Consider the following 25,545-nt stretch of genomic DNA (forward strand, 5'->3'; position numbering starts at 1 on the left):
CTAAAGATGCCTGATCACCAGACCCCTTCAGCGAACACGACATGATGACCCGCCGTACCCTTCTTTTCGCCCTGGCGAGCCTGCCGGTTTCCGTCGCCAGCACGCAGACGCGCGCGGCGTCGCTGCCGGACGGCTTTCGCGGCGCGCTCGACGCGGCCGACTTCGGCGTCCGGCCCGGCAAACGTGCCGATCAGTCGAAAGCGTTCCGGGCTCTCCTTGCCGAGGCCATCGAACGCCGAATGCCCGTCATGCTGCCGCCCGGCGACTACAGGCTGTCCGGGATCACCCTGCCCGACGGACTGACGCTGGCGGGCACGCCGGGCGCGACGCGGCTGATCGCCTCGGGTACAGGCCCGCTCCTGACAGCCGAAAACCTCGTCCGGTTGACGTTGACCGGACTGACGCTCGACGGTGATGGACAGATGGGCGACCCCGGACGCGGCCTCGTGGACCTCGACGGCATCGGGCGGCTGACAATCGACAATTGCGTGATATCGGGCCGCACGGCAGGTCATGGCCTGAACCTCAGGCGCAGCAGTGGCCGCATCCGCGACAACGACATCTCCGGCGTCCACGGTGTCGGCATCTTCGCCATCGACAGCCGCGGCCTGTCGATCACGGGCAACACCGTCGCAGACTGCGGCAATGGCGGCATCCTCGTCCACAGGTCGGAAGCCGGCCCCGACGGAACGCTCGTCTTGGGCAATCGCGTCTCCCGCATTGCTTCCCGCGATGGCGGGACCGGTCAGAACGGCAACGGCATCAACATCTTTCGCGCGGGCGACGTCATCGTCTCCGGCAACCACGTGTCCGATTGCGCCCTGTCCGCCATCCGCGCCAACGCCGCCAACAACGTGCTGATCTCGACCAACCAGTGCCTGCGCTCCGGCGAAACCGCCATCTACTCCGAATTCGGCTTTCAGGGCGCCATGGTCACCGGCAACGTTATCGACACCGCCGCCAACGGCATTTCCATCGTCAACTTCGATGTCGGCGGAAGGCTCGCGACCGTCGGGCAGAACGTCATCCGCAATATTACCGGCATCGGCCCCTATGTCTCCGACGGCGCGGGCTTCGGTTTCGGCATTTCGGCCGAGGCCGACACTGTCGTGACCGGCAACGTCATCGAGCAGGTGGCACGCTGGGCGCTGGTGCTGGGCTGGGGTCCCTATCTGCGCAACGTTTCCGTGACCGGCAACATCATCCGCGTCGCCCAACTCGGTTGTGGCGTGTCTGTTGCGGAAGGTGCCGGCACGGCGCTCATCACCGACAATCTCTTCGAAAACGTCGGAGACGCCATCCTCGGCTACCGCTGGACGGAGAAGGCCAGCGCCGACCTCGTGGACGGAACGACGGATGCGTTTCCGCATCTGACGGTGACGGGAAACCGCCGCGTGTGAGGCCACGAACCATCAGCAACATTCATGCTTTGCATCAGCGCGCCGGTCTTCCATCCCCCGGCCGAAACGTTAGGCTCGCGCACAACATCAAGGTCTGGAGAATATCATGCTGACCATCTACGGGGTCTATCGGTCGCGGGCATCGCGCAACTACTGGATGGCCGGCGAACTGGGCATAGCGTTCCGCGCTGTGCCGGTCATCCAGGCGCGCCGGCTGGTCGACCCGCTGACGGAGACGGCGCCGCTCAACACGCAGTCGCCGGCCTTCCTCGCTATCAATCCCCGGGGCAAGATCCCCGCGATCGACGATGACGGGCTGGTGCTGGCGGATTCGCTTGCCAACAACCTCTATCTTGCGCGCACATATGGCGGACCGCTCGCCGGAGCGGATGCCGCCGAGGACGGGCAGATCCTCGACTGGACGCTGTGGGCCGCAACGGAAATCGAGCCCCACGCGGTCAAGATCGTGCTCGCCTATGACGCCGAGCCGAACGGCCCGGCGCGCGGCCGGGCTATCGTGGAGACCGCCACACAGGCGCTGGATAAGCACTTCGGCGTTCTGGAAGCCCGCCTTTCGCAGCATGCCCACATCGTCGGCGACCGTTTCACGGTGGCGGACCTCAACCTTGCGGAAGTTTTCCGCTACGCCCAGAGCCAGACGGCCCTGTTCGACAGGCATCCCGGTATCAAGGCCTGGATCGAGCGCTGCCAGTCGCGCCCGGCGTTCCGCGAGATGATGCGGGTGCGCGAAGCCGAGCCCGCCTAAAGGGCGGGAGCCGTTGCGGGGATCAGGCCGTGATCGCGCGCGTCGCGAAGTCTGCGCAGCCCGGCACATCCTCCAGCCTCTCATAGACCGGAATACCGCGCTCGCGCGCGATCCGCACATCGTTGTCGGCCCCTTTCGAGACGCCGGGAAGCCGAAGCACGGCATCGCAGAGCGCGAGCAGCCGTCCGGCGACCGGGTGGAAGATCTCCTCATAGAGTGCATCTCCGACCGCCTTGCCGCCAGCCGCATGCCAGACCGGCAGCGCCACCCATTCCCCGATCATCGGTACATGCCCTGCCCGAAACAGCGAGTGCGACGGTGCCTCCAGAACCTTAAGATTGGCCGCCATCTTCGCAGGATCGTCATTCGTACCGGAACGGTAAGGGCCGGCAATCAAAATCAACATAGGAAACGCCTTCATGGTTTTTCTGGTATTTTCTTGATAATACTCGATTGATAACGTAACATCAAGAAGAGTCAAGAAGGAGATTTCGATGCTGACCAGCCAGCGGCACGCCCTCATCCTCGATCGCCTGCGCCGCGACGGGCAGATCGTCGCGACCGCACTTGCCGGCGAGCTCGGTCTGTCGGAGGACACGATCCGGCGCGATCTGCGGGAGCTGGCAAGCGCCGGCAAGTTGCAGCGCGTCCATGGCGGCGCTCTTCCGGTGGCGCCGCCTCTGCCCGATCTCGGCGCCCGAACCCAGATCGCCAAGGCGACCAAGCAGGCGCTGGCGCTACGGGCTGTCGAGCGGATCGCCCCAGGCCAGTTCGTCTTCCTCGATGGCGGTACGACGAACGAGGCACTGGCCCGGGCCTTGCCGCGTGATCTGCGCATCACCGTCGCCACCCACAGTCCGACGATTGCCGCAGCGCTTGCCGGCCACGATGCCGACGTGATCATGATCGGCGGGCGGCTCTACAAGCATTCGATGGTGGCCACCGGATCGGCCGCCCTTGCCGCCATCGAAACGATGCGCTTCGACCTGTTTTTCCTCGGCGCGACCGCCCTTCACCCCACCCACGGCGCCACCACGGGCGATTTCGAGGAGGCCGCGATCAAGCGCGCCATCGCCCTCCAGTCTGCGGAAACCTTCATTCTCGCGGCGGGCGACAAGCTCGGCACGGCCTCGCCGCATCGCATCCTGCCGATCGCCGACCTGACCGGGCTTGTGGTTCCCAGCGATATCGAGGACACGACACTCTCGCTTTATCGCGAGGCAGGGCTGGAGATCCTTCACGCATGAGCCTCGCGCGCCACAATCCCGCAACGCCGGCCCGCAACGCCAGAAAGGCCCCGTCGATGCGATCTTTCTTCCTCTCCTGGCAGGCCTGGGCCGTGCTCTCGGCGGTCTTTGCCGCGCTCACCGCCATCTTTGCCAAAATCGGCATCGAGAACGTCAATTCGGACTTCGCGACCTTCGTGCGCACCGTGGTCATTCTGGCGGCGCTCGGGCTCCTGCTTGCGGTGACGGGACACTGGCAGTCGCCAGTCACCGTCTCGCCGAAGAGCTGGCTGCTCCTCGTCCTCTCGGGGCTTGCGACCGGCGCATCCTGGCTCTGCTATTTTCGCGCGCTGAAGATCGGGGATGCCGCGCGGGTGGCGCGGGTGGACAAGATGAGCGTCGTTCTCGTCGCCCTCTTCGCCGTCCTGTTTCTCGGCGAAAAGCTCTCGGCCCTGCACATGATCGGCATCGGCCTGATCGCCGTCGGCGGCGTGCTTCTGGTTCTGTAGGCCGCTCGCCTTTGACCCTGCCGCGAGATGCGCTAGCTCTGGCAGCAAACAAGCACAGGAGTTCCCATGCCGCTGCCGACAGAAATGACGCTTATCGACCTGCCCTCGCCCGGCGGGCCGGAGGCCATGGTGCTCGCCAAAGGCCCGCTGCCGGAACTCGACGCCGGCCACCTGCTTGTGCGCGTGGAAGCCGCCGGCATCAACCGGCCGGATGTCATGCAGCGCAAGGGGCTCTATCCCGCTCCTCCCGGTGCAAGCCCGATCCTTGGACTGGAGGTAGCGGGTGAAATCGTCGCCATCGGTGACGGCGCAGAAGGCTTTGCCGTCGGGGACCGCGTGACGGCGCTCGCCAATGGCGGCGGCTATGCCGAATATTGCAGCGTGCCCGCCACGCAGGCGCTGCGCTGGCCGACCGGCTACGACGCCGCCCGCGCCGCCGCCCTGCCGGAAACCTTCTTCACCGTCTGGGCGAATGTGTTTCAGATGGCGGATCTGGTCGAGGGAGAATCCATCCTCATCCATGGCGGATCGAGCGGCATCGGCACGACGGCGATCCAGCTGGCCGGCGCCTTCGGGGCACAGGTCTACGTCACCGCAGGCAGCGGGCCGAAATGCGAAGCCTGCCTGTCGCTGGGTGCCGTCAGGGCCATCAACTACAAAGATGAGGACTTCAAGGAGATCATTCTTTCGGAGACCGGCGGGCGCGGTGTCGACGTCATTCTCGACATGATCGGCGCATCCTATTTCGAGCGCAACCTCGAATGTCTGGCCACAGACGGCCGGCTGTCCATCATTGCCTTCCTCGGCGGCGCCAAGGTTGAAAAGGCCAACATCGCGCCGATCCTCTCCAAACGCCTTCGCGTCATGGGCTCGGCGCTTCGCCCGCGCACGGCGGTGGAGAAGGAAGCGATCCGGGACGATCTCGAAGACAATGTCTGGCCATTGCTCGACGAGGGAACCGTCGCCCCCGTCATGAGCGCCGTCCTGCCCTTCGCCAATGTTGCGGAGGCCCACCGGCTGATGGAGGAGAGCGACCACATCGGAAAGATCGTGCTGACCCTCTGACGTGAAACTGCCGCTTCACGACATCACAATGAAACGTCATCCTTCGTGATTACGGAGCCCCGACTTATCTGAAAGAAAGACTTGCGCTTCTTGGAAAATCACCTATCTTTTCCTCATGTTCAACGTAATGAAAGGAAGGTGGTCCAATGTCTAATGAGATTTCGGTACTCGTAACGGACACGGGAAGCATGGTTGCGGAAACGAGGCAGCCCTCGCTCTGAGCCTTCCTTCTACGGACTGAGCCAGCAGCCAGTCCGGGCCGTTTACGGGCCGTATTTCGTGGAAAGGGTCGCTAACGCGGCCCTTTTTCCGTTTTGGCGATTTGGTGTGGGAATGTGTGGCGTATTGCGTGCCGCGCTTTTGGAAGGTAAGGCCTCAACTACAATAACGCTATATCCTTCGCTATTTTTGATACGGAAGAACAGGCAACCATTTCCGCACGATTGAAAGTAAGCCGACGCGATCCGTCGGATGCCGATATACGCCGTGGGAACCCGGCAAGCGTCATTGACAGCCCCATATCCCTGCCATCCCCTACCCTTGATCAACACCTGCCTGCCGCGCTCGATCGGCAGAGGGTCATCGCGCAGGCTCACATGCCGACCCGCCCGAAGGCCGGGATCTTGAGGGCTGGCCGCGCGAAATCCACGCCGGCGACGAGACCCATGAAATGCAGTTCCAACCCGCTGCGCACGCCGGCGGAGATGCCCAGAAGGCCGTAGAGCGTTGCGTGAATGTCGCGACCGTCGGCATCGATCGAGAACAGCCTGCCCTCCGGCAGGTAGTCGCGCCCGACGGCATCTGGTGGCAGCACGGCGCCGAGATCCGGCACGGTGCGCAGCACATGCGCGACGAAGGTGTTGGAGTTCGGACCCGGCCAGATACGATAGGCACCGGGCGTGGCATAGGGATAGGACTGGATCGCCGCTTCGACCTGCGGGATCAGCCGTGCCGCCTCCGCGCCGGTGATGGCGACGACGATATTCGGGCGGTTGGAATACCAGGCGCCATCGGCCTCGCGCATGTTGCGACGGATCGGCGTACCCCAACCCACCTTGTCATAACGATTGTAGACGCGGTCCCCCGCCGCCTTCGTCACGATCCAGGCATGGCTGGCCACCGCGCCTTTCAGGCCGCCCGTGGCCGCCGAAAGCACGTAGATCGCCGCATCCCCGTCCGCCGTGGCCTTCGGCAGTACCCCGGACGAGGACCAGTCGGCATTGCGCCAGCTTTCCGGACGCTCCCTCGCATACCAGAGCCCGGCGGAGGCGAGCGCTGGCAGGAGATAGACGACGAGGATGGCAAGCAGGAGAATACGGATCAGATTCATGCAATGTCCGGGTTTGACGCGGCGGCGCGATCGGTTATGGCAGGGACTGCAAAGCGGCGGCTTTTGGTGAGAGATCGTCGTGCCGGGAACGGATGGCAAGATCCGCACCGAAATGTGATGACGAGAGGCTTTGGGCATGACGAATCCGGTACTGGTCGAGGTGACGCGCGGCGCTCTGGTGGAAAGCCGGCATCGCGGCATGGTAATCGCTGTCGATGGCGACGGCCGGACCGTCTTTTCCCTCGGCGACGTCGATGCCGCCATCTTCCCGCGTTCCGCCTGCAAGGCGATGCAGGCTCTGCCCCTCATCGAAACCGGCGCCGCCGACGCCTATGGGCTCGACCAGCGGATGCTCGCGCTCGCCTGCTCCTCCCACAGTGGCGAGCCGGAACATGCCGCCCTTGCCGCCGATATGCTGGCGCTGGCCGGGCGCGACCTCTCCACGCTGGAATGCGGCGCGCACTGGTCCTTCCAGCAGCCGATCCTGATCGATCAGGTGCGGGCGATGGACAGACCGAATGCACTGCACAACAACTGCTCCGGCAAGCATTCCGGCTTCATCTGCGCCGCCTGCCACGCCGGTGTCGAGCCCGAAGGCTATATCGGTTACGACCACTTCATCCAGCGCGAGATCCGCGATGCGATGGAAAGCCTGACGGGGGCGGCACTCGGCCACGACAATTGCGGCATCGACGGCTGCGCCATTCCCACCTATGCCGTGTCGCTGAAGGGCCTTGCCCACGGTTTCGCGAAAATGGCGACCGGCGCGGGCCTCGGGCTCAAGCGCGCCAAAGCCGCACGCCGCCTGATCAACGCCTGCATGGCCGAGCCCTTCTACGTCGCGGGAACGAAGCGCGCCTGCACACGTCTTATGCAGATCGCGCCGGGCCGCATCTTCGCAAAGACCGGGGCGGAAGGCGTGTTCTGCGCGGCCATTCCCGAACAGGGCATCGCCATTGCGCTCAAATGCGAGGACGGCACCACCCGCGCCGCCGAAGCCATGATCGCCGCAACGCTCGCCCGCTTCTTCCGGGATGAGCCCGAGATCGAGGCGGTGCTTCTGGCCGAAGCAACGACCTCGATGCACAACTGGAACGGCATGCATGTCGGCGACGTCAGGGTGACCGAGGCTTTCGGCCGCGCCTGAGGACAGTCAAGCGCGCTGGTTTCGCCGGCCCGCTGATAAAGGGGGCGGCTGGCGTCCATATTGACAGCGTCCATGCCGAGGGTTGGGGGAACGGCCATCGACAGCATGACAGTGGCATCTCTTTTTTCTTGATTGATGGATCAATCAAAATTAAGCTCCCTCCGACGACGGGAGACGCGGATGCCGAAGGTCGGAATGGAGCCGGTGCGCCGAAAGGCTTTGGTCGATGCCGCCATCAGCGCCATCGGAGACCAGGGTACGCTTGCCGTAACCATGTCAGACATCGCCCGCCGCGCGGGCGTCTCCCCGGCACTCGCCCATCATTACTTCGGCAGCAAGAACCAGTTGCTGACGGAAACCATGCGCTCTCTGCTGCGCGACTTGCGGCGCGATACCGTTTCGGCCCTCGCCGGTGCTGATGGCCCCCGCGCCCGCGTGTCGGCCATCATTCGCGTCAGTTTCCACGCCGGCCAGTTCGCGCCCGAAACGGTCGCGGCGTGGCTTGCCTTCTACACCGAAGCGCAGCGTTCCGAAGCAGTGCGCCGCCTGCTGGTGCTCTATGCCCGCCGGCTGCACTCCAACCTGTCCGCAAGTCTGTCGCAGCTCTGCCCGAAAGAGGCGGCATGCCGCATCGCCGAGGCGACGGCCGCGCTGATCGACGGGCTCTACATCCGCCGGGCATTGGGCGCCGCACCTCTGACGACCGAGCGATCGATCGCGCTGGCGGAAGACGCCGTCGATGCCGCCCTTGCCCGCCTCGCAACCCGCCCAGACGAAGGAGCCGCCGCGTGAGCCTCGCCGAGAGCAAGAAGCCCAACATTCTGATCATCATGGTCGATCAGCTCAACGGAAAGCTTTTTCCGGATGGCCCGGCGGCGTGGCTGCATGCGCCGAATCTCAAAGCGCTGGCCGCGCGCTCCGCCCGCTTTGCCAACAATTACACCTCCTCGCCGCTCTGCGCGCCGGCTCGCGCCTCCTTCATGGCGGGGCAACTGCCGAGCCGCACCGGCGTCTACGATAACGCGGCCGAATACGTCTCCTCCATCCCCACCTTCGCCCATCATCTGCGCCGCGCCGGCTATTACACGGCGCTCTCCGGCAAGATGCATTTCGTCGGTCCCGACCAGTTGCACGGCTTCGAGGAGCGGCTAACGACGGATATCTACCCCGCCGATTTCGGCTGGACGCCGGACTACCGCAAGCCGGGCGAGCGGATCGACTGGTGGTACCACAATCTCGGCTCGGTGACGGGCGCCGGCGTGGCCGAGATCACCAACCAGATGGAGTATGACGACGAGGTCGCGTTTCTCGCCGAGCAGAAGATCTATCAGCTCGCGCGCGGCATCGGCACCGCGGATCACCGGCCCTGGTGCCTGACGGCCTCCTTCACCCATCCCCACGACCCCTATGTCGCCCGACGCTGGTTCTGGGATCTCTACGAGGACTGCGCCCATCTTCTGCCCGAGGTCGGCATGCTGGAGACGCAGGACCCGCACGCCGAGCGCCTGATCGCTGCCTGCGACTACGCCAGCTTCACGGTAACCGAGACAGACATCCGCCGTTCCCGGCAGGCCTATTTCGCCAACATCTCCTATATCGACGAGAAGGTCGGCCGGCTCGTGGACACGCTGGAGCGGACGCGCCAGCTGGACGATACGCTGATCCTGTTCTGCTCCGACCATGGCGATATGCTGGGAGAACGCGGCCTCTGGTTCAAGATGAATTTCTTCGAGGGCTCCGCCCGCGTGCCGCTGATGATCGCAGGCCCCGGCGTGACGCCCGCGCTGCACGAGGCGCCCGTCTCGAACCTCGACGTCACCCCCACGCTCTGCGACCTCGCCGGCATCTCGATGGATGAAATCATGCCATGGACGGACGGAGAAAGCCTGCTGCCGATCATCAACGGCACTGAACGCGTCTCGCCCGTGCTGATGGAATATGCGGCGGAAGGATCGGTCGCCCCGCTCGTCGCCATTCGTGAAGGCAAGTGGAAATACGTCCACTGCGCTGAAGATCCCGACCAGCTGTTCGATCTGGAAGCCGATCCGCTCGAGTTGGACAACCTCGCTCTCGCGCCCCCGACGAGCGCCATTGCCGCCACGCTGGAGGCCTTCCGCCAGATGCGCGACGCGCGCTGGGACATGGCGGCCTTCGATGCCGCCGTGCGCGAGAGCCAGGCCCGCCGATGGGTGGTCTACGAGGCGCTGCGCAACGGCGCCTACTATCCCTGGGACCACCAGCCGCTGCAAAAAGCCTCCGAACGCTACATGCGCAACCACATGAACCTCGATAATCTCGAAGAGTCGAAACGATTTCCACGAGGAGAATGAGGTGGCGAGAGCGAGAGCCAAGACGGCACCGGAGGGCCTGCGCAAGGCGGTTTTCTCCAGCGAGATTTTCGGTCCGGCTATCGATAGCCCGGCTGATGAGATCGTCAACGACGCTTGGGATGCCGAGACACCGGCACAGCGGATCAAGCTGGCGCGCCAGGCGCTGGATGTCGATCTGGACGCGATCGACGCCTACAATATTCTCGGCATCCATGCCGCGACGCATGCAGAGCGCATCGCGCTGTTCCGTGAGGCCGTCATCGTCGGTCAACGCCTGTTCGCGCCGATGCTGAACGACCCAACCGGCGACGGGGACGAAGACGTGAGCTGGTGGGGATTCCTCGGCACGCGGCCGTGGATGCGTGCCCAGCACAATCTCGGTCTTGCGCTGATCGCGGCGGGAGACCGAAACGAAGCCGTGGGCGTCCTGCGGCGTCTTCTGGCGCTGAACCCCAACGACAATCAGGGCATCCGCTCGCTGCTCCTGCAACTTTTTGCGGAGGCTGGCGATTACGACAATTGCCGCATCCTGGCTGCCGATTACGCCGAGGACGGATCGCTGGACTTCACCGCCACCCGGCTGCTGATCGACATCGCAACCCGTCGCAAGATGTCGTTCCCGGAGCAGATCGCCCGCGTCGAGGCAAGCAATGCGCATGCACTTCCTCTCCTGCTGACCGCCGCCCGGACGGGTAAATGGCCGAAGCGCCCGACAAACCAGATGATCGCCTGGGGCAGCAAGACGGAAGCGGAACTCTACCTCTCGACCTTCCAGGCGGCATGGACGCACAGCCCGAAGCTGCTCGCCGGCTTTCTCGAGGCGCATGCCGACGCGATGGAAAGAACGTCCGCTCCATCCAAGCCCCGCCCATCAAAGACTATCCCGAAGGACAAGACCTCATGAGAGCCCAGCCGAAAGCGTCCCACTTCATCGATGGCGCCTATGTCGAGGACACCGCGGGTACCCCGTTCGACAGCATCTACCCTGCAACGGGTGAGGTGATCGCACAGCTTCATGCCGCGACGCCTGAAATTGTGGAGCGGGCTGTGGCCGCGGCCAAGCGCGCGCAGCCGGAATGGGCGGCGATGAGCCCGACGGCGCGCGGGCGGATCCTGAAAAAGGCGGCCGACATCATGCGGGTGCGCAACCGCGAACTGTCGGAGCTGGAAACGCTCGACACCGGCAAGCCGATCCAGGAGACGATCGTCGCCGACCCCACATCCGGCGCCGACAGCTTCGAGTTCTTCGGCGGCGTGGCGCCAGCGGCGCTGAACGGCGAGCACATTCCGCTCGGGGCCGATTTCGCCTACACCAAGCGCGTCCCCATCGGCGTCTGCGTCGGCATCGGCGCCTGGAACTATCCCCAGCAGATCGCCTGCTGGAAGGCAGCGCCGGCGCTTGTCTCGGGCAATGCGATGGTGTTCAAGCCATCGGAAAACACGCCGCTCGGCGCCTTGAAGATCGCCGAAATCCTCATTGAGGCGGGGCTGCCGAAGGGACTGTTCAACGTCATCCAGGGCGACCGGGACACCGGCCCCCTGCTCGTCGGCCACCCCGATGTCGGCAAGGTATCGCTGACCGGCTCGGTGCCGACCGGACGCAAGGTCGCGGCGGCTGCCGCCGGCCAGCTGAAGCACGTCACAATGGAACTCGGCGGCAAGTCGCCTTTGATCGTGTTCGAGGATGCCGACCTCGACAGCGCCATCGGCGGCGCCATGCTTGGCAATTTCTACTCGACCGGCCAGGTCTGCTCCAACGGCACGCGCGTCTTCGTGCAGAAGGGCATCAAGGATCGCTTCCTTGAAGGCCTGAAGGCACGCACGGAAAAGATCGTGATCGGCGACCCCATGGACGAGGCGACCCAGCTCGGGCCGATGGTCTCAAGGGCTCAGCGGGACAAGGTGCTGGCCTACATCGAGACCGGCAAGACGGAAGGTGCAAGGCTCGTCACCGGCGGCGCCATCCCCAACGACGTGCCGGCCGAGGGTACCTACATCCAGCCGACCGTCTTTGCCGATGTCACCGACACGATGACCATCGCCCGCGAGGAGATCTTCGGCCCGGTCATGTGCGTGCTCGATTTCAACGGCGAGGACGAGGTGATCGCCCGCGCCAATGCGACCGAGTTCGGCCTGTCCGCAGGCGTCTTCACGAACGACATCGCGCGCGCCCACCGCGTGGTGGACCGGCTGGAAGCCGGCACGCTCTGGATCAACACCTACAATCTCTGCCCGGTCGAAATCCCCTTCGGCGGCTCAAAGCAGTCGGGCTTCGGTCGCGAGAACTCCGTGGCGGCGCTCCAGCATTACACCGAGCTGAAGACGGTCTATGTCGCGATGGGGAAAGTCGAGGCGCCCTATTGATGGGCGTCGCGTTCCATCACAAGGTCGTCGATATCCAGCTTCAAGGCCGTGGCGATGCGCTTGAGCACATCGACCGACACGGTCTTCCTGTTACTTTCGATGTCAGAGAGTTCTTGTTCGGAGATGCCTGCTGCCGCGGCGAGATCGGAGACGGAAAAGCCGCGATATTTGCGGAAGGTTCGTATACGACTGTCGGTCTCGAACAACTCGTAAACGAGTTCGGCCGGCCACGTCTCCTCTCCCGCGTTGATACGCGCCATGATCCGGTTTGCCTCGATCGTATCGATCATGTCCTCGAACTCGTCTTCTGGGACCAGCACGAAGGCCTTTCCGTCAATCACGGTTTTATCGAAAGCTCCCATGGTTCACTCCTTGTAGACGTCGCCGCGTGGCCCGACCTTGACGACGATAACGAGCGCGGTCAAAGAATCGACGATTGCACGATCCCCACCGATGCGGATCCGTACCATAGTGCCACCCTTCAGCGGCTTCGCATCCACGCTTTCGCCTCTAGCATACGCCTCGATCTTCTCGACGATCGCCTTTCGCCGTCGGGGCTGAACGCGCTTGAGATAACTTTCGGCCTGCTTGGAATAAGCGACGCGTCATGACCAAACGATACAGTACCCCAGCAGAGCTTTCAATCGCCTCGCAACCCCAAGCTATATAATAAACTTCTGATGGAGCCAGCAACATGACAGAAGCAGATTTCGTCATCATCGGCTCCGGCTCCGCCGGTTCCGCGCTCGCCTATCGCCTGTCCGAAGACGGCAAAAACACGGTGATCGTCATTGAGGCCGGCGGGTCGGATATCGGGCCGTTCATCCAGATGCCGGCGGCGCTCGCCTGGCCCATGAGCATGAAGCGATACAATTGGGGGTATTCCACGGAACCCGAGCCGAACCTTGACAATCGCCGCATCAGCGCGCCGCGCGGCAAGGTGATCGGCGGTTCGTCCTCGATCAACGGGCTGGTCTATGTGCGCGGCCATTCCGAGGACTTCAATCGCTGGGAGGCGCTCGGCGCACGCGGATGGGCTTACGCCGACGTGCTGCCCTACTTCAAGCGGATGGAGCATTCCCATGGCGGCGAAGCGGGATGGCGGGGCAATGACGGCCCGCTTCACGTGCGGCGCGGACCGGTCAAGAACCCCCTCTTCCACGCCTTCATCAAGGCCGGTAGCGAAGCCGGCTTCGAAATGACGGAGGATTATAACGGCTCCAAGCAGGAAGGCTTCGGCCTGATGGAGCAGACGATTCACAACGGACGCCGCTGGTCGGCCGCCAATGCCTATCTCCGTCCGGCCCTGAAGCGGGACAACGTCTCGCTGGTCCATGGGCTGGCACGCCGCATCGTCATCGAGAACGGTCGCGCCACCGGCGTGGAGATCGAGCGTGGCGGCGCGGTGGAGATCGTCAGGGCGAAGCGCGAGGTCGTCGTCTCGGCCTCGTCGTTCAATTCGCCGAAGCTGCTGATGCTCTCCGGCATCGGCCCGGGCGCGCATCTCCGGTCACTGGGCATCGAGGTCAAGGCCGACCGCCCCGGCGTCGGCGCCAACCTTCAGGACCATATGGAGTTCTACTTCCAGCAGGTCTCCACCAAGCCGGTCTCGCTCTATTCCTGGCTGCCCTGGTTCTGGCAGGGTGTGGCCGGTGCGCAATGGCTGATGACGCGAACGGGGCTCGGCAGCTCCAACCAGTTCGAGGCCTGCGCCTTCCTGCGGTCCGCACCGGGGTTGAAACAACCCGATATCCAGTATCACTTCCTGCCCGTCGCCATCTCTTACGATGGCAAGGCGGCGGCCAAAAGCCATGGCTTTCAGGTGCATGTCGGCTACAACCTGTCGAAATCGCGCGGGGCGGTGACCCTGCGCTCCTCCGATCCGAAAGCGGATCCCGTCATCCGCTTCAACTATATGAGCCATCCGGAAGACTGGGAGAAGTTTCGGCACTGCGTCCGCCTCACCCGCGAGATCTTCCGGCAGCCGGCATTCGACACCTATCGCGGACCGGAGATCCAGCCGGGCGAGACCGTCACCAGCGACGAGGATATCGACGCCTTCCTGCGCGCGCATCTGGAGAGCGCCTATCATCCCTGCGGCACCTGCCGCATGGGCGACGCGAACGATCCGATGACAGTCGTGGACCCGGAAACGCGCGTGATCGGCGTCGAGGGCCTGCGCGTCGCCGACAGCTCCATCTTCCCGCACGTTACCTACGGCAACCTCAACGGCCCCTCCATCATGACCGGAGAAAAGGCCGCGGACCATATTCTCGGCAAGCAGCCCCTGCCGCGTTCCAACCAGGCGCCATGGGTGAACCCGCGCGCAGAAACGGGCGGCCAGCGCACGTAACCGATATGGCGTCGTTCAGCCTGGCAATCCGATCGTACTGAGAAGTCGCACGAGATCGAGCCGACTGTTCAACCCGGTCTTTCGGAAGATCGACTTGACGTGTGTCCGCACCGTCTCCGAGCCCATCCCCAGCGCTTGCAGGGCACGGGGTTCCTCCCGGCCAGCAACGATCGCTTCGGCGACGCGGGCCTCGGCAGGCGTCAGATCGAAAAGTGCCCGGATCAGCGAAGCCGACGGTCTCGTTCCCCTATCTGCGGAAGTGGCCACGATGAGCGCAGTCGCTGCCCCGAAAATGTCGCGGGCTTGGCCTTGGACCGGCAGGATATGCAGGACGAGCGGAGCCTCGTCCTCTTCGCCCGGCACCGCGATCGACATCAGCGCGGCCTCCGGCGCATTGGCCGACAGCCGGGCAAGGGCGTCCTCCGTCCGTTTCGCGGCCGGAGCGAAGCCGATCCGCAGTCGGTTGTAGGCCGAAATCGACAATCTCTCGCCATGCGACAGAAAGCGATCATTGGCAGCACTGACGACGCCCTTCAAGGTAACGATAGCTGCCGCCACGCCGATAAGGCCGAGGCTATGGACGGCGACTTCGTCGCGCTGATGCTGCAGCTTTGCCGCCAGCAGGGCAGCGCGTGAGATATGCGGGCGCAACAGTTCCAGTTCCGCCATGGTGCCATCGGGGATAGGCCCCCGATCCCACAATTGCTCGACGGAAAAGAGCAGCATCTCGCCGCCGGGCATGGGCGCCGCCATGGCAGCACTCCAGCCGAAGCCACCCGGCCGCTTGTAATCTCTGATAATAGGCAGATTGTCGATTTCCTCGCGACTGAAAATGTCGATCTCGCGAATGAACCCGTATAACCGTTTCTTCAGAAGCCGGTGGAGCGGCTCATTTTTCCCATGCCACTCGCTTTTCATGTAACTCCGGCATTGCGTCTCCATCCGGGTCGATGCCGCCCAACGGGGAGACGTATCGATGGTGATCAGCGTACAGCCTTCGACGGCCAGGTGATCTGCCGCCGACTGCAGAGCCGTCGGCCAGTATTCCGGCAGCATGGCCGCTTCGTAGATCCCGCTGATGATGGTCATTCAGCCCCTTAACCGTTAAATCGTCAGGTCAGCATGACATCTGGTAGTCTTTCGATGACAAGCCGGCGCCACCCAGGAAAGGCGGGGTATGCCGTTCAAGCACGTTATGCCTGCCACGATGTCATCACACTTGCTCGGAGTGTCGTGATCGATAACGATACAGTGTTCTTTAGCCCTGTAAACATCTCAAGGCACGTCGGAACTATTGTTTGCGAACAGCGGTGCTAAGGCGATACGACACGCGGCCGTACAGACTTTTGTGCGAGTAAACGCGAGAGCATTTCTCTTGCGAAACCGGTGGTCGGTATTTCGATCAACCTATAGAACACACCACCAACCACGAAAGAGGCAATCATGCAGAACGGAAGGAAGATAAAACCGTTGCTGGCGAAGACGGATTTGAAAGCTACCCGATATGCCACATGAATGAAAAGGATATGCGTCAAGTAGAGAGAATAGGAAGCATTGCCGGCAGAAACGAGCCAGTTGGGTATCCTGGTCCAAACGCCTGTTACCTCAAGTGCAAGCAATCCGTAGACGAAGAGCACGGAAGGAACAGAGTAGAATGCTACGCGCGACCAGCCACGGAAACCATCGAGGATCTCGTTGATCTGTAGCAGGACAGCACTGGTGGAAAACCAGATGAGTGCGGCAATAAGCGGGATTGCCCCGGCTTTGAGGCGTCCCGTCTTGTAGGCGAGACCGATGAAGCAGCCGGCGATAAACTCCAAGACATAGAGATTTGCGATGAAGCTCAGATAGAGATTGTCGACCTGGAATCCGCTCAGGAGAAGATTTCCGATCGTCACCAGCAGGCCCCACGCCAGAAGCGCGACCGGAAGCCGTTTGATGGGTATAAGTATCATCAAAGAAAAAAACACGACATAGAACATCATCTCGTAGGACAGCGTCCATGCAACGGGAACCAGCGGAAGCGCATGGGACGGAAGCAAGGTATAGGACGCGAAGAGGTCGACGCCACCGTGATCGGCGTTCACGCCACCAGGGTTGTACAGCCAGTATAGCGTCAGGAGGATCGTCAAGAACCAGTATGGAGGATATATGCGGGCTATTCTCGCAATGGCAAAGTCTCGTGCGCTCCCATCGGCGCCGAACCGGGCATAGGAAGTGACGACCATTACCACGCCACTCACGACGAAAAAGATATCGACGCCGCCTTTGCCAATCGCAAGGAATGGCTGGTAAAACGCTCCGCCAGCATAGTCCTTGCTCAACGCGAAGAGGTGATAAATGACGACAGATAAGCAGGCTATGGCTCTTACTGCCTGAATACTTTTCAATTTCATTTAAAATTCCTCACGCGGGATCTATAAAAAGCCGTCCGAGAAAATTTAACGGCAGCTCATGCTTCCATCGAAACTGACATTCGGAAGACGGATGTCGTGCGATCTTAAATCGCCGCTCCGCTCCCACGCCTCCCCCATTCGGGTGAGAACCGTTGAGTAAATTTAGATTATTCTAAAAAGGAAGATCGCCGCCGTTTTCGTATGGACGACCTGCGCGGAGCAGGACGCGGTGACAGGAGCTCCAGGGGCCGTCATGAAGAACGGCGATGTGGTCTCAGACCTTACGGGTGCCGTGTGACAACCGGTCACGGCCGATTTTTTCCGATTTTACCGCATCGGAGTGATATTTGCTCCGATCCCCAGCCATTTGAAATCCGTTTTTCTGTCTTTGATCACCGAAGGCTGCGATAAAGGCGGCAACCATACAGGATAACCCATGACATCCACGTCCCTTGAAACAACTGCTGCGGCGCTGGCCCGGCAGCTGGAATGTCTCACCCTCGGCGAGAGACTGGCGCTGGTCGCGTCTCTCGACGGGCGTGCCGTGTTCACCACCAGCCTCGGCATCGAGGATCAGGTCATCACAGCGGCCATCGGCACGGCGAAGCTCGACATCGCGGTGTCCACGCTCGAAACCGGCCGCCTGTTCAACGAGACCGTCGCGTTGATCGACACGACCGAGGCGACCTATGGCATCCTCATCAAGCGCTTTCATCCCGAGCAGGCCGATATAGACGCCTATGCCGCGCGCTATGGCCTGAACGGCTTCTACGAAAGCATCGAGGCACGTCACGCATGTTGCGGCGTTCGCAAGGTGAAGCCGCTCGCGCGGGCGCTCGCGGGCGCCACCTACTGGATCACCGGCCTGCGCCGCGGTCAGTCCGGCAACCGTGCCGATACGCCCTTCGCCGAAGCCGATCTCGAGCGAGGCCTGATCAAGATCAATCCGCTGGCGGATTGGGATATCGACACGATCCGCGCATATGTCGTGGCCGAGGCGATCCCCGTCAATCCACTGCACGCCCGCGGTTATCCCTCGATCGGCTGCGAGCCCTGTACGCGGGCCATCAAGCCCGGCGAGCCGGAGCGCGCCGGACGCTGGTGGTGGGAGAACGACGAAACCCGCGAATGCGGGCTGCACGTGGCGGAAGCCGCTTCGCAGCCCATACCCGACACGAAAAAGGTCATGGCCGGTAGCGCCGCCTGACGCGCGCCCCGCCTGCCCCCGCCCGAACGAGACTGGAGACGACCCGATGTCCCTGACGCTTCCGGAAACGGAACTTCACAATCCGCAGAGCGCCCGTCCGCCGCTCGATCCGCATCTCAAGGCGCTTGAGAACGAAGCCATCCACATCTTCCGCGAAGTGGCCGGCGAGTTCGAAAAGCCCGTCATGCTGTATTCCGTCGGCAAGGACAGTGCCGTTCTCCTGCACCTTGCGCGCAAGGCCTTCTACCCTGGCCGCGTACCGTTTCCGCTGCTGCATGTGAACACCGGCTGGAAGTTCGCCGAGATGATCGCCTTCCGCGACGAGATCGTTAAACGCTACGACCTCGATCTGATCGAACACATGAACCCGCGCGGTGCGGCGGAGAACGTCACGCCGTTCACCCATGGCTCGGCGCTCTACACCGACATTATGAAGACCGAGGCTCTGCGCCAGGCGCTGGACGCCGGCGGCTTTGACGCGGCCTTCGGCGGCGCCCGGCGCGACGAGGAAGCCAGCCGCGCCAAGGAGCGGATCTACTCCTTCCGCACGCCCGACCACCGCTGGGACCCCCGCAACCAGCGCCCGGAACTCTGGAACGTCTATAACGGCATGATCCGCAAGGGCGAGAGCGTGCGCGCATTCCCGCTGTCGAACTGGACCGAGGTCGATATCTGGCGCTACATCCAGGCCGAGGAAATTCCGATCGTGCCTTTGTACTTCGCGGCGGAACGTCCCGTGGTCGAGCGCGACGGCATGATGATTCTTGCGGAAGATCCGCGGCTGGAGCTTCTGCCCGGCGAAGCCAGGCGTCAGGAGCGGATCCGTTTCCGCACGCTCGGCTGTTTCCCGTTGACCGGCGCGATCCGGTCCAGCGCGACCACGCTCGACGACATCATCACAGAACTCGAGACCGCGACCGTCTCCGAACGTCAGGGCCGCGCCATCGATCGGGACCAGTCCGGTTCGATGGAGAAGAAAAAACGCGAAGGATATTTCTGATGACCGTTTCCGCTTCTACAGGTACCCAGGGCACCCTCCAGAGCGCCGCCCGCACGGGTGACGCCCTGGGGGAAACCAAGGTCTCCGGCGGCAACGTCACTGCCTTCACCGGGTCTGAAGCACGCGCGCCGCGCGACAGCCGTCCCCTGCGCCTCATCACCTGCGGCAGTGTCGATGACGGCAAGTCGACGCTGATCGGCCGGCTGCTCTGGGACACCAAGGCTGTCAAGGAAGATCAGGCGGCAACGCTCGCCCGCGATTCGAGCGGCAAGCAGAACGATCTCGGCCTGCCGGACTTCGCGCTGCTGCTCGACGGTCTCCAGGCCGAGCGCGAACAGGGCATCACGATCGATGTCGCCTATCGCTATTTCGCGACCGAGAACCGTTCCTTCATCGTTGCCGATACCCCCGGCCATGAGCAGTACACCCGCAACATGGCGACTGGCGCCTCCACGGCCGATCTCGCCATCCTGCTGGTCGATGCCCGCGTCGGTCTGCTCGAACAGACGCGCCGCCATGCCACCATCGCCACGCTGATGGGCATTCGCCAGTTCGTGCTCGCGGTCAACAAGATCGACCTGACCGGCTACGATCGCGCCCGCTTCGACGCGATCAGCCATGATTTCCGCGAACTCGCTCTGTCGCTCGGCGTGCGTCAGGTGACGGCCATCCCGGTGTCTGCGCTGAAGGGCGAGAATGTCGTCTATGACGGCAGCGCCTCCATGCCCTGGTATGACGGCCCGACGCTGGTCGAGGTTCTGGAGCTGGCAACTGTCCGCTCCGGCCAGACGACCGGCTTCCGCCTTCCGGTCCAGCGCGTGTCCCGTCCGGGCGAAAGCTTCCGCGGCTATCAGGGCACCGTTGCCGGCGGCTCGGTCAAGCCCGGCGACAGTGTCGTCATCCTGCCCTCGGGCATGGTCGCCAACGTCACCAAGATCGTCACCTTCGACCTCGTGCGCAACGCGGCCGTCGCCGGCGACGCGATCACGCTCGTGCTCGACCGTCAGGTGGACGTTTCGCGCGGCGACATGATCGTCGCCATCGACAGCCAGCCCCAGACCGGCGTCGCCTTCGATGCGCAGATCGTTGCCCTGCAACCGGACGGCATCCAGCCGAACAAGCGCTACTGGCTGAAAAGCGGCTCCCGCCGCCAGCGCGTCAGCGTCGAACCGGTCAGCCAGCTGGACCTGAAGAGCGGCAAATGGGGGCCGTCCGAGGCACTCTCCATGAATGCCATCGGCAAGGTGCATCTGGCCTTCGACGAACAGGCGATGTTCGATGCCTACGAGCAGAACCGCACGACCGGCGCCTTCATCCTGATCGACCCCGACACCAACAACACGGTGGCCGGCGGCATGATCACGGGCAAGCGCTCTTCGCTGGGCGGCATCCATACCGAGGAAACCCGCGTCCTCCTCTCCCTGCCCGCCGATCTCGCGGACCGGATCCTCGCAAGCGACCTCGTTGCAGGCCATCGTGACGAACTGGAAGTCCGCCGCGTCACGGCTGCCCGCGCACAGGACCTGCTGGACGAACTCGACGGCTAGAGTTTGTCAGGGATAAGCGGAATCCGGTTATCCCTGACAAACGGCCACAGGCGAATCCAGAGTCTGGCAGGTTCGGAATGAACCTGACAAACTTTGATGCCGAGGAAAGCCAAAAGGTAAGCCTTGACCTTCCAATCGTTGGAAGCCCTATCATGGGGACGCTTCTGAAAGGAGACGTCCCCATGATTGCGTTCGATATACCCGATATGACCTGCGCCCACTGCAAGAGCACGGTGGAAAAAGCGATTCGCAGCGTCGATGGCAAAGCCGGCGTCGGCATCGACCTCACGGCAAAGACAGCGGATGTGGAAACAGCCGCAAGAGCCGAAGAGATCGCCGGCGCCATCAAGGCGGCCGGATACACGCCCGCTCTCCGCACATGCCTTTGATGCTGTGCCGCTGATCGGTGGGTTGCCGGGCAGCAAAAGACGACCGCCGTCGATCACCGCGATATGTCCATCCTGCCCCTTGACCTTCCCATGATGGGAAGGACTACCTATATCGGCAGATGACAGAAGGGATAGTTCCCATGACGGCCCATACCCCGCTTCAACCACCTCTGACCGCCTCGAAAACGACGACGCTCGCCATCGACGGCATGAGCTGCGCAGCCTGCGTGGCACGCGTCGAGAAGGCCTTGGCCGCCGTGCCGGGCGTGATCGGCGCCAGCGTCAACCTCGCGACCGAGCGGGCAACCGTGACGCATGACCCAGGCCTTGAGCCGAACAGAATGGCCGAGGCGATTAAAGCCTCCGGCTATACGCCAAGGCTTGCCACCCACGCGATTGCCATTGAGGGCATGAGCTGCGCATCCTGCGTCGGGCGTGTGGAGAAGGCGCTGTCGGCGGCGCCCGGCGTGCAGGAGGCCAGCGTCAATCTGGCAACGGAAACGGCGACCGTCAGGCTGATCGAGGGAGCCGACATCGCCGCCATCGAAGCCTCCGTGATAAAGGCAGGCTATGCCGTGCGTCCACAGACCGCAGATCGGATGGCGACCGATGCCGACGAAACGGGCGACCGCCAATCGCGCGAGGCCGCACGGCTCGCCCGCGCCTTTGCCATCGCCGCTGCGCTCACTTTGCCGCTCGTCCTCCTCGAAATGGGCTCGCATCTCGTGCCTGCCATCCACCACTGGGTGATGGCGACGCTCGGGCTGGACCTGAGCCGCCGCCTGCAATTCGCGCTCGCGACACTGGTTCTTTTCGGACCCGGCCTCACCTTCTTCCGCAAGGGTGTGCCAAACCTGCTGCGGCTGGCGCCCGATATGAACGCGCTGGTCGTGCTCGGCACGATGGCGGCCTGGTCCTATTCGCTCATGGCCACCTTCCTCCCATCGATACTGCCGCCGGGCACCGACAACGTCTATTTCGAAGCCGCCGCCGTCATCGTCACGCTCATCCTGCTCGGCCGGATGCTGGAAGCCCGCGCGAAAGGCCGCACCGGTCAGGCGATCCGCCGGCTGATGGGCCTTCAGGCGCGGACAGCGCGCGTGATCCGGGCAGAGGGCGTGGTGGAGGTTCCCGTCAGCGCCGTGAAGCGCGGCGACCGCGTGCTGATCCGCCCGGGCGAAAAAATCCCCGTCGATGGCGAGGTCACGGAGGGTCGCTCGCTGGTCGATCAGTCGATGATGACGGGCGAGCCCCTGCCCGTGGCTGTCTCCGAAGGCGCGCCCGTCGTCGGCGGCACGATCAACGGCACAGGCACCTTCACCTTCGTGGTGACGAAGACCGGAGCGGACACGCTGCTGTCGCAGATCATCCGCATGGTCGAGACGGCGCAAGGGGCAAAGCTGCCCATTCAGGCGGCGGTGGACCGCATCACCGCCCGCTTCGTGCCTGCGGTGCTTGCCGCCGCGCTGCTGACCTTCGCGGCATGGCTGATCCTCGGGCCGACGCCGTCGCTCGCCCATGCGACGATCAACGCCGTCGCCGTCCTCATCATCGCCTGCCCTTGCGCCATGGGGCTGGCGACACCGACCTCAATCATGGTCGGCACCGGGCGCGCCGCCGAACTCGGCATCCTTTTCCGCAGGGGCGACGCCCTGCAGGGTCTGCGCGATGTCGATGTCGTCGCCTTCGACAAGACGGGAACGCTGACGCAAGGCAAGCCGGAGCTGACCGACTTGGTGCTGATGCGGGACTTTGAGCGGGCCGATGTGCTGCGGCGCGTCGCAAGCCTCGAGGCGCGGTCCGAGCATCCGATTGCCGCCGCCATCGTCTCGGCGGCCGAGCGTGAGGGGCTGACCCTGATGAACGTTACCGATGTCGCGGCCCTTCCCGGCTCCGGCGTCAAGGGCATCATCGACGGAGAAGTCGTCTTGGTCGGTTCGAACCGCGCCATGCGCGACGACGGCATCGACGTTTCCGCGCTTGCCACGCAGGCAGCCGAGCTTGGCGATGCCGGCAAATCGCCGCTCTATGCCGCGATCGACGGCAGGCTCGCAGCCATGATCGCCGTGTCCGATCCGGTCAAGGCCAACAGCGCGTCGGCGATTGCGGCCCTGAAAGCCAGCGGCCTCAAGGTCGCAATGATCACCGGCGACAACAGCCGCACCGCCCATGCCGTTGCCCGCTCGCTCGGCATCGACGAGGTGGTCGCAGACGTGCTGCCCGGCGGCAAGGTCGATGCGGTAAAGGCGTTGCGTCGAAACGCCCGTGTCGCTTTCGTCGGCGACGGCATCAACGATGCGCCCGCCTTGTCGGAAGCCGATATCGGCATTGCCCTGGGCACCGGAACCGACATCGCCATGGAAAGTGCCGATGTCGTGCTGATGTCGGGCGATCTCGCCGGCGTGCCGCGTGCCATCGCAATCAGCACGGCGACGATCCGCAACATCCGCCAGAATCTGTTCTGGGCCTTTGCCTATAATGTCAGCCTCGTGCCGGTTGCCGCAGGCATTCTCTATCCCGTCAACGGCATGCTGCTGTCCCCGGTCCTTGCCGCCGGCGCCATGAGTCTCTCCAGCGTTTTCGTTCTCGGCAATGCCCTGCGCCTGCGCCGCTTCTCACCCGCAATCCAACCGGAAAGGACGCCATCATGAATATCGGCGAAGCCTCCAAGGCCTCCGGCGTCTCCACCAAGATGATCCGCTACTACGAGCAGATCGGTCTGATCGCCCCGGCGCACCGCAGCGAGGCACAGTACCGGACCTATGAAGACGCCGACATTCACACGCTGCGCTTCATCCGCCGCGCCCGCGATCTCGGCTTTTCGGTCGAGCAGATGAAGACCCTGCTGGCGCTCTGGCAGGATCGCGGTCGAGCCAGCAGCGACGTGAAGGCCATCGCGCTTGAGCACATCGCCGAACTCGATCGCAAGGCCGCCGCCATCGCCGCGATGACGGCAACGTTGCGCCATCTCGCCAGCAACTGCCACGGCGACGACCGCCCGGACTGCCCGATCCTCGACGACTTCGCCGATGCGCCGCCCGAGACGGATATGCCGGAGGTCTCCTCCCGCTTCGGCATCGCGAACATCGGGTAGACTCTGTCAGGTTCATTCTGAACCAGCCAGACTCTGGCTTCCCCAGTGGTCGTTTGTCTCTTCGGGATAACCGGATTCCACTTATCCCTGACAAACTCTAGAGTATTTCCAGCCGGAGCGGAATCGCTCCGGCGTCGGATAATGCGGAAAGGCTCCAGAGCGCCGGTATGCCTCAGCATTGTGCTGCGATGCGCACACAGTAAGATGGTCTGGCGTCAAGCGGGAGGACATGCATGTTTCTGACGGAGAAGGATCTGGTCGATCTCGTGGCGTTTCGGCACGACCTGCACCGCCATCCGGAAGTTTCCGGCGAGGAGCGGGAAACGGCCGCGCGGGTCGAGGCGCATCTGGCGGCGCTGAAGCCCGATCGCATCTTCACGGGCCTTGGCGGATACGGCGTGGCGGCGGTGTTTGCCGGCGCGGCACCCGGGCCGACGCTGCTCTTCCGTTGCGAACTCGACGCCCTGCCGATCCCCGAAATCTCCGATGCCGCGCATCGCTCCGAAATCTCCGGCAAGGGCCACCTCTGCGGGCATGACGGGCATATGGCGATCATTGCGGCGCTCGGTCGCGGCCTTGCCCGTCGGCGCCCGGCACGCGGACGGGTCGTGCTGATGTTCCAGCCGGCCGAGGAAACCGGCGCGGGCGCAGCCGCCGTCATCGCAGATCCCGCCTTCGCGGGGATCAGGCCGGATCTGTCCTTCTCGCTGCACAACCTGCCCGGCCTGCCGCTCGGCCATGTCGCGCTCGCCTCCGGCCCGGTCAACTGCGCCTCGCGCGGCCTGCGCATCCTTCTCGACGGCAAGACGGCGCACGCCTCCATGCCCGAGACCGGCCTCTCCCCCATGCGGGCCGTCTCCCGCCTGATGCCGCAATTGACGGACCTCGGCCGGGGGATCTTCCCGTCAGCGGACTTCGCCATGGTGACGCTCACCCATGCCGTGCTCGGCGAACCCGCGTTCGGCATTGCGCCCGGGCGGGCAGAAGTGTGGGCGACACTGCGGACCCTGACCGATGCCGGCATGGCCGATCTCTGCGCCCTTGCCGAAGCCCTGATCTCGCAGACGGCGGCGCAGGAGCGGCTGGTTCTCTCCTACCATTACGAGGACATTTTCCATCATTGCGAGAACGCCCCCGAAGCGGTCGCCCATCTGCGGCAGGCGCTGAGCGACGAGGGCATCGGCCATGACGCGACGGTTCTCCCCATGCGGGCTTCGGAGGATTTCGGCCGCTTCGCCGCCTGCGGTCCATCGGCCATGCTGTTCCTCGGCAGCGGCGAGGCGCATCCGGCGCTGCACAATCCCGACTATGATTTTCCGGATGTGCTGATCGAGCGCGGCGCACGCATCTTCCTTCGCGTCATCGATAATGTATTAGAACTGTCGTAAATTCCATCTTGGATCTGTCGTCGCCCTTGTCTCG

General features: G+C 63.6%; 23 protein-coding genes. 18 read left to right on the forward strand and 5 right to left on the reverse strand.

Annotated elements, in window-relative coordinates; translation table 11 throughout:
• Positions 1-41 precede the first annotated feature (41 nt).
• Positions 42-1,400 (forward strand): TIGR03808 family TAT-translocated repetitive protein, encoded by a 1,359-nt coding sequence (locus tag GA0004734_RS15555; RefSeq protein WP_092935118.1) that lies wholly within the window; start codon positions 42-44, stop codon positions 1,398-1,400.
• A gap of 106 nt (positions 1,401-1,506) precedes the next feature.
• The gene (locus GA0004734_RS15560) at positions 1,507-2,166 is read left to right on the forward strand and encodes a glutathione S-transferase family protein (RefSeq protein ID WP_092935120.1); all 660 of its coding nucleotides are present in this window, start codon (positions 1,507-1,509) and stop codon (positions 2,164-2,166) included.
• 22 nt (positions 2,167-2,188) lie between these two features.
• On the opposite strand, the gene GA0004734_RS15565 is transcribed toward GA0004734_RS15560, so the two are convergent.
• The gene (locus GA0004734_RS15565; protein WP_092935122.1) at positions 2,189-2,572 is read right to left on the reverse strand and encodes a DUF4406 domain-containing protein; all 384 of its coding nucleotides are present in this window, start codon (positions 2,570-2,572) and stop codon (positions 2,189-2,191) included.
• Between the two features lie 88 nt (positions 2,573-2,660).
• Between GA0004734_RS15565 and GA0004734_RS15570 the strand changes: the two genes are divergently transcribed.
• The 3 genes from GA0004734_RS15570 to GA0004734_RS15580 all read left to right on the forward strand — a co-directional run bounded on the left by GA0004734_RS15570 (position 2,661) and on the right by GA0004734_RS15580 (position 4,966).
• Positions 2,661-3,413, forward strand: a complete 753-nt coding sequence (locus tag GA0004734_RS15570; RefSeq protein WP_092935124.1) for a DeoR/GlpR family DNA-binding transcription regulator — start codon at positions 2,661-2,663, stop codon at positions 3,411-3,413.
• A gap of 56 nt (positions 3,414-3,469) precedes the next feature.
• Entirely contained in the window at positions 3,470-3,901 is a 432-nt protein-coding gene (locus GA0004734_RS15575) for an EamA family transporter (protein ID WP_092936358.1), read from the forward strand.
• A gap of 66 nt (positions 3,902-3,967) precedes the next feature.
• Positions 3,968-4,966, forward strand: coding sequence for an NAD(P)H-quinone oxidoreductase (locus GA0004734_RS15580; RefSeq protein WP_092935126.1), 999 nt, complete (start codon positions 3,968-3,970; stop codon positions 4,964-4,966).
• A gap of 592 nt (positions 4,967-5,558) precedes the next feature.
• Here GA0004734_RS15580 and GA0004734_RS15585 read toward each other — a convergent pair.
• On the reverse strand, positions 5,559-6,296 hold the full coding sequence (locus GA0004734_RS15585) for a DUF3750 domain-containing protein (protein ID WP_092935128.1): 738 nt from the start codon (positions 6,294-6,296) through the stop codon (positions 5,559-5,561).
• Between the two features lie 136 nt (positions 6,297-6,432).
• On the opposite strand from GA0004734_RS15585, the gene GA0004734_RS15590 reads away from it, so the two are divergent.
• The 5 genes from GA0004734_RS15590 (at position 6,433) to betB (ending at position 12,137) form a co-directional block, all read left to right on the forward strand.
• Positions 6,433-7,443 (forward strand): asparaginase, encoded by a 1,011-nt coding sequence (locus tag GA0004734_RS15590; RefSeq protein WP_092935130.1) that lies wholly within the window; start codon positions 6,433-6,435, stop codon positions 7,441-7,443.
• Between the two features lie 180 nt (positions 7,444-7,623).
• On the forward strand, positions 7,624-8,235 hold the full coding sequence (gene betI / locus GA0004734_RS15595; RefSeq protein WP_092935132.1) for a transcriptional regulator BetI: 612 nt from the start codon (positions 7,624-7,626) through the stop codon (positions 8,233-8,235).
• Positions 8,232-9,773, forward strand: a complete 1,542-nt coding sequence (gene betC, locus GA0004734_RS15600; protein WP_280949504.1) for a choline-sulfatase — start codon at positions 8,232-8,234, stop codon at positions 9,771-9,773. Before betI ends, betC begins: the two co-directional genes overlap by 4 nt.
• 1 nt (position 9,774) lies before the next feature.
• Positions 9,775-10,677, forward strand: a complete 903-nt coding sequence (locus tag GA0004734_RS15605; RefSeq protein ID WP_092935134.1) for a hypothetical protein — start codon at positions 9,775-9,777, stop codon at positions 10,675-10,677.
• Positions 10,674-12,137, forward strand: a complete 1,464-nt coding sequence (gene betB, locus GA0004734_RS15610; protein ID WP_092935136.1) for a betaine-aldehyde dehydrogenase — start codon at positions 10,674-10,676, stop codon at positions 12,135-12,137. Before GA0004734_RS15605 ends, betB begins: the two co-directional genes overlap by 4 nt.
• Here the strand turns inward: betB and GA0004734_RS15615 are convergent.
• Positions 12,131-12,499 carry a helix-turn-helix domain-containing protein gene (locus tag GA0004734_RS15615; protein ID WP_092935138.1) on the reverse strand — a complete coding sequence of 123 codons (369 nt, stop codon included), beginning with the start codon at positions 12,497-12,499 and terminating at the stop codon, positions 12,131-12,133. The two genes, betB and GA0004734_RS15615, sit on opposite strands and share 7 nt — an antisense overlap.
• A 332-nt stretch (positions 12,500-12,831) precedes the next feature.
• Here GA0004734_RS15615 and betA point away from each other — a divergent pair, with 332 nt between their 5' ends.
• A complete protein-coding gene (gene betA / locus GA0004734_RS15625) occupies positions 12,832-14,490 on the forward strand; it encodes a choline dehydrogenase (protein ID WP_092935140.1) in 1,659 nt (552 codons plus the stop codon).
• A gap of 15 nt (positions 14,491-14,505) precedes the next feature.
• On the opposite strand, the gene GA0004734_RS15630 is transcribed toward betA, so the two are convergent.
• The gene (locus GA0004734_RS15630; RefSeq protein WP_092935142.1) at positions 14,506-15,579 is read right to left on the reverse strand and encodes a helix-turn-helix transcriptional regulator; all 1,074 of its coding nucleotides are present in this window, start codon (positions 15,577-15,579) and stop codon (positions 14,506-14,508) included.
• Positions 15,580-15,803: 224 nt separating this feature from the next.
• Positions 15,804-16,886, reverse strand: coding sequence for an acyltransferase family protein (locus GA0004734_RS15635; protein WP_092935144.1), 1,083 nt, complete (start codon positions 16,884-16,886; stop codon positions 15,804-15,806).
• 436 nt (positions 16,887-17,322) lie between these two features.
• Between GA0004734_RS15635 and GA0004734_RS15640 the strand changes: the two genes are divergently transcribed.
• From GA0004734_RS15640 to GA0004734_RS15670, 7 genes are all read left to right on the forward strand, one after another.
• A complete protein-coding gene (locus GA0004734_RS15640) occupies positions 17,323-18,093 on the forward strand; it encodes a phosphoadenylyl-sulfate reductase (RefSeq protein WP_092935146.1) in 771 nt (256 codons plus the stop codon).
• 46 nt (positions 18,094-18,139) lie between these two features.
• Positions 18,140-19,093 (forward strand): sulfate adenylyltransferase subunit CysD, encoded by a 954-nt coding sequence (gene cysD / locus GA0004734_RS15645; RefSeq protein ID WP_092935148.1) that lies wholly within the window; start codon positions 18,140-18,142, stop codon positions 19,091-19,093.
• Complete coding sequence (gene cysN / locus GA0004734_RS15650) at positions 19,093-20,640, forward strand: sulfate adenylyltransferase subunit CysN (protein ID WP_092935150.1); 1,548 nt, start codon at positions 19,093-19,095, stop codon at positions 20,638-20,640. Before cysD ends, cysN begins: the two co-directional genes overlap by 1 nt.
• 182 nt (positions 20,641-20,822) lie before the next feature.
• The gene (locus GA0004734_RS15655; protein WP_092935152.1) at positions 20,823-21,029 is read left to right on the forward strand and encodes a heavy-metal-associated domain-containing protein; all 207 of its coding nucleotides are present in this window, start codon (positions 20,823-20,825) and stop codon (positions 21,027-21,029) included.
• A gap of 140 nt (positions 21,030-21,169) precedes the next feature.
• Entirely contained in the window at positions 21,170-23,680 is a 2,511-nt protein-coding gene (locus GA0004734_RS15660; RefSeq protein WP_092935154.1) for a heavy metal translocating P-type ATPase, read from the forward strand.
• On the forward strand, positions 23,677-24,123 hold the full coding sequence (gene cueR, locus GA0004734_RS15665) for a Cu(I)-responsive transcriptional regulator (protein WP_092935156.1): 447 nt from the start codon (positions 23,677-23,679) through the stop codon (positions 24,121-24,123). Before GA0004734_RS15660 ends, cueR begins: the two co-directional genes overlap by 4 nt.
• A gap of 233 nt (positions 24,124-24,356) precedes the next feature.
• A complete protein-coding gene (locus tag GA0004734_RS15670; protein WP_092935158.1) occupies positions 24,357-25,511 on the forward strand; it encodes an amidohydrolase in 1,155 nt (384 codons plus the stop codon).
• The last annotated feature ends 34 nt before the right edge of the window (positions 25,512-25,545 follow it).

The organism is Rhizobium sp. 9140, from assembly GCF_900067135.1.
GTDB lineage: Bacteria > Pseudomonadota > Alphaproteobacteria > Rhizobiales > Rhizobiaceae > Ferranicluibacter.

What these genes read in the sequence shown, in the direction of transcription:
- GA0004734_RS15615 (WP_092935138.1), bottom strand. Translation starts at nt 12,499, where the DNA reads ATGGGAGCTTTCGATAAAACCGTGATTGACGGAAAGGCCTTCGTGCTG.
- cueR (WP_092935156.1), top strand. Translation starts at nt 23,677, where the DNA reads ATGAATATCGGCGAAGCCTCCAAGGCCTCCGGCGTCTCCACCAAGATG.
- GA0004734_RS15640 (WP_092935146.1), top strand. Translation starts at nt 17,323, where the DNA reads ATGACATCCACGTCCCTTGAAACAACTGCTGCGGCGCTGGCCCGGCAG.
- betA (WP_092935140.1), top strand. Translation starts at nt 12,832, where the DNA reads ATGACAGAAGCAGATTTCGTCATCATCGGCTCCGGCTCCGCCGGTTCC.
- GA0004734_RS15580 (WP_092935126.1), top strand. Translation starts at nt 3,968, where the DNA reads ATGCCGCTGCCGACAGAAATGACGCTTATCGACCTGCCCTCGCCCGGC.
- GA0004734_RS15560 (WP_092935120.1), top strand. Translation starts at nt 1,507, where the DNA reads ATGCTGACCATCTACGGGGTCTATCGGTCGCGGGCATCGCGCAACTAC.
- GA0004734_RS15590 (WP_092935130.1), top strand. Translation starts at nt 6,433, where the DNA reads ATGACGAATCCGGTACTGGTCGAGGTGACGCGCGGCGCTCTGGTGGAA.
- cysD (WP_092935148.1), top strand. Translation starts at nt 18,140, where the DNA reads ATGTCCCTGACGCTTCCGGAAACGGAACTTCACAATCCGCAGAGCGCC.
- GA0004734_RS15670 (WP_092935158.1), top strand. Translation starts at nt 24,357, where the DNA reads ATGTTTCTGACGGAGAAGGATCTGGTCGATCTCGTGGCGTTTCGGCAC.
- GA0004734_RS15555 (WP_092935118.1), top strand. Translation starts at nt 42, where the DNA reads ATGATGACCCGCCGTACCCTTCTTTTCGCCCTGGCGAGCCTGCCGGTT.
- GA0004734_RS15660 (WP_092935154.1), top strand. Translation starts at nt 21,170, where the DNA reads ATGACGGCCCATACCCCGCTTCAACCACCTCTGACCGCCTCGAAAACG.
- GA0004734_RS15655 (WP_092935152.1), top strand. Translation starts at nt 20,823, where the DNA reads ATGATTGCGTTCGATATACCCGATATGACCTGCGCCCACTGCAAGAGC.
- GA0004734_RS15585 (WP_092935128.1), bottom strand. Translation starts at nt 6,296, where the DNA reads ATGAATCTGATCCGTATTCTCCTGCTTGCCATCCTCGTCGTCTATCTC.
- GA0004734_RS15570 (WP_092935124.1), top strand. Translation starts at nt 2,661, where the DNA reads ATGCTGACCAGCCAGCGGCACGCCCTCATCCTCGATCGCCTGCGCCGC.
- GA0004734_RS15630 (WP_092935142.1), bottom strand. Translation starts at nt 15,579, where the DNA reads ATGACCATCATCAGCGGGATCTACGAAGCGGCCATGCTGCCGGAATAC.
- cysN (WP_092935150.1), top strand. Translation starts at nt 19,093, where the DNA reads ATGACCGTTTCCGCTTCTACAGGTACCCAGGGCACCCTCCAGAGCGCC.
- GA0004734_RS15575 (WP_092936358.1), top strand. Translation starts at nt 3,470, where the DNA reads ATGCGATCTTTCTTCCTCTCCTGGCAGGCCTGGGCCGTGCTCTCGGCG.
- GA0004734_RS15635 (WP_092935144.1), bottom strand. Translation starts at nt 16,886, where the DNA reads ATGAAATTGAAAAGTATTCAGGCAGTAAGAGCCATAGCCTGCTTATCT.
- betI (WP_092935132.1), top strand. Translation starts at nt 7,624, where the DNA reads ATGCCGAAGGTCGGAATGGAGCCGGTGCGCCGAAAGGCTTTGGTCGAT.
- betB (WP_092935136.1), top strand. Translation starts at nt 10,674, where the DNA reads ATGAGAGCCCAGCCGAAAGCGTCCCACTTCATCGATGGCGCCTATGTC.
- GA0004734_RS15565 (WP_092935122.1), bottom strand. Translation starts at nt 2,572, where the DNA reads ATGTTGATTTTGATTGCCGGCCCTTACCGTTCCGGTACGAATGACGAT.